This is a genomic window from Bradyrhizobium sp. LeoB3 (assembly GCF_055456055.1).
The window spans coordinates 1-2,992 of record NZ_JBVBEF010000232.1 but is presented as its reverse complement, the minus strand read 5'-3'; the positions used below and the strand labels follow the sequence as shown (position 1 = coordinate 2,992).

General features: G+C 60.3%; 3 protein-coding genes and 1 pseudogene. 3 read left to right on the top strand and 1 reads right to left on the bottom strand.

Annotation, left to right across the window (positions count from 1 at the left end):
* The first annotated feature begins 222 nt into the window (after positions 1–222).
* Positions 223–372 carry a hypothetical protein gene (locus tag ACZXDY_RS45195; protein ID WP_464349923.1) on the top strand — a complete coding sequence of 50 codons (150 nt, stop codon included), beginning with the start codon at positions 223–225 and terminating at the stop codon, positions 370–372.
* A 512-nt stretch (positions 373–884) separates the two neighbouring features.
* Here ACZXDY_RS45195 and ACZXDY_RS45190 read toward each other — a convergent pair.
* On the bottom strand, positions 885–1,079 hold the full coding sequence (locus ACZXDY_RS45190; protein WP_456646843.1) for a hypothetical protein: 195 nt from the start codon (positions 1,077–1,079) through the stop codon (positions 885–887).
* A gap of 405 nt (positions 1,080–1,484) precedes the next feature.
* Between ACZXDY_RS45190 and ligD the strand changes: the two are divergent.
* Together ligD and ACZXDY_RS45180 are read left to right on the top strand one after the other, a co-directional pair.
* Positions 1,485–2,406 (top strand): annotated as a pseudogene (gene ligD / locus ACZXDY_RS45185) (non-homologous end-joining DNA ligase).
* 204 nt (positions 2,407–2,610) lie between these two features.
* Positions 2,611–2,814: a hypothetical protein gene (locus ACZXDY_RS45180; RefSeq protein ID WP_464349922.1), complete on the top strand. Its 204-nt coding sequence runs from the start codon at positions 2,611–2,613 to the stop codon at positions 2,812–2,814.
* Positions 2,815–2,992 lie beyond the last annotated feature (178 nt).

The following is a 2,992-nucleotide window of genomic DNA, read 5'->3' as shown; positions in this document are numbered from 1 at the left end:
CGACCCTGCTTACAGGCGTCGATCCAATCGACAACGATATCGATCGCATCGAAGCCCTCGCGAGCGTTCGACATGTTGCACCTCCTCGTTGACGCTTCCCGCGGAGATGAGTACGGGCTCTGGCCTGAATGGACTGTGAACCGCCCAAATTCTGCCGAGAATTTTTCAAGTTCCGGCAACCATTAGTCTCCTCGCGCGTCTTGCTCACGCAAGGAGTGCGCAATGACCGACGGCGAGCAACAGCGGGAACTGGAAGAGCGGGTGATGCGCTACCGCATGATGGAACGCGAGGTCACCGACCCGCTCGCAATCCGTCTCTTGCAAGACATCGTTGCAGAAATGGAAGCGGACCTACGGAAGCCCGAGGAGTAGTTCAAATCGTCGGCAGCCATCGGGCGTGAGTGGGCTTTTTCAAAGTATCCCCGTTGGCTTGATAGATGCCGTGCGGACGCCGTGGTGTTTCCTACCGCGGCGCCGAGTGTTCGTGATCTAGCCTTAGGGCTGCTGGCATTTTGTGCGCAATGCTGGCGACCTCGCCAGAGCTCCAACAGCCCGGTCGTCAAAACCGGGCACACGGACACGGGCACACCAACGGAGCCCCGGGGCTAATCGACGGCGCAGGCCTTATCCTTGCCAGGCTACGGCGTGTAGTGGCTGGTAAGGCGCCGCCGTAAGCCGACGGACGTTTGATAGTCATCCCTCTGGAAGAGAACACGCGGGTTGGGGCTTGCCAGCGCCGCGTGCTCGTCCGAGCCGCCAAGATTTTTCACAAGCCCAGATATTCACAAGCCCGAAAGATCGACTGGACGGGCCAAGCCGACTGCGCAGGCCGGCCTTAGATGCATGAGAGCGTCACCTAGGTGGGCTGACTGCCGCCCAAGTCCTCACGTGAGCCAATCGCCCTTGCTATTCAATTTCCTTTTCACGAGCTGCTCCAGCTCAAGCGCCTCGATAGCAAGCTCATCACCTAAACGCTTGAATAGCTCGCGTTGACTTGGATCTGTCGCCGACACACTCAAGATGGCAAAGTGCTTTGCATCAGCGCGGAGTCGGCGCCACTTTCCTGTGAGGTCCTTCATGGCTCACTTCCTTGGTTTGAGTGGGACGGAACTCCACCCAGCGTTCGGCCGGCGCCCAGGGACTGGCATGTGTGTGCCGCGTCAGATACCTTTTTTCGAAGAGCAAGCAGCTGAGCCCTCTCCTGTTCCAGCCGATCAACCACGATAATCACAACTTGAGAGTCCTTTTTAGGATCAGCCTCGATCGGAAAAGCCATCTCCGTCTCCCTCGGAAAAAATAGCATGACCCGCTACGAGCAGCCGTCCACCTAACTGGGTTAAGCGGAGGCGCGATATCCAGGCCATGGCGGCAGACATTCCACAGCCTAGCGTACAAGAAAATTCGGATGGGTGCGACAGGTTGCAGAGGCGGAACGATTTCTTTTGTGCCAATTGATCAGCTCATAGCGTCGGGGATTCCTTGGCGTGGCGTTTCAGCGTAAGAAACCGGTGCCGATCGGCGTCAAGGCTGCCTACCCCCGCTTCATCGAGCCGGCACTAGCGATCGACGTCGAACGGGTGCCGACCGGCGCCAGATGGATCCACGAGATCAAGTTCGACGGCTACCGCGTTCAAGCCCACATCGCCAATGAGGCCGTAAGATCTTCACGCGGCGCGGCATCGACTGGACCCACCGCTTCCGTAAGATCGCTGATGACGCCTGGCACATCTCGGCCGGCAGCGCGATCATTGATGGCGAGGTGGTCGCGCCGGCCAAAGACGGCACTACGGATTTCTCGGTGCTCCAAAACGAGCTCAAGGGCCGATCGAAGAAGATCGTCCTGGTCGCTTTCGACCTGCTCTATCTCGACGGTCACGATTTGCGGAAGCTGCCGCTCTCCACGCGTAAGGCCGAGTTAAGGAGACTCATCGCCGGCACCGATGTCCAATTCAGCGAGAGCTTCGGGGTCGACGGCCGTGCGATGTTCGGTCACGCCTGCAAGGCTGGCTATGAGGGCGTGGTCTCGAAGGTCGCCGATAGCCCTTATACCTCGGGCCGTGGCCGCAATTGGGTGAAGAAGCCGTGCGCGCAGCGGGAGACGCTGACCATCGCCGGCTTTGCCCTGGACGAGGGAGAATGGGATGGCATCTATCTCGGCCGCGCAAGGGAGATGAGCTGATGTACGCCGGCAAGGTCGATCATGGCTTTGACGAGGCGTCCGCCGCCGATTTGCAGAAGCGCCTGACGCCGCTGACCCGGAGGACGCAGCCCTTTGCCAAGCGGATCACGCACAAGGGCATCTGGGTTGAGCCGAAGCTGCTCGCCGAGGTCGAGTACCGCGTCAAATCGGCGGAGGGCAAGGTGCGGCATCCCTTCTTCAAGGGCCTGCGCGAGGACCTGCAATGAAATGGTGCGCGCGCTGCAACAACAACCGATGAGTCTGCGAGAACCATCCTGACAAGCCTTGGCTGGGCGGACACGCCTGCGAGTGCGGCGGGGCCGGCGCGCCTTGCGCTGTCTGCAACCACTGTGACGAGAACACGCCGCCGGCGCTACCGGAGGGCTTTGAGGCCATCATGCTGGACCACGACGATACAGATTGAGGAGACCATGCGAAGAAACTACGAAATCGTTCTTGACGCCGTTCAAGCCTCCCGTCGCGTGCTAGCCGAGTACATAGACCCGAAGCAGCCGCGCGATGCCACTGTCACCATCGATCGGCTGTTGGGACTACTGCACAATCGAGACGTCGAGGCGGCCCTAAAGCGCATCGACATCCGCAACACGTTTGAGCTGGTCAGTGTCGAGACCTGACGAGTAGCGGGCCGCCAGGAGGCCTGCCCATGAGCCAAACAACCCGCGCCGCTTCCTCCAGCCGCGCCTCGACCGATTCAACGCACCAGCCGCCCGCACCAGCCGCACTGCTTCCCTGCCCGTTCTGCGGAAGCGCTGACATTTGGGTCAACAGCGATCTCGTGCCAAAGTACGTTGT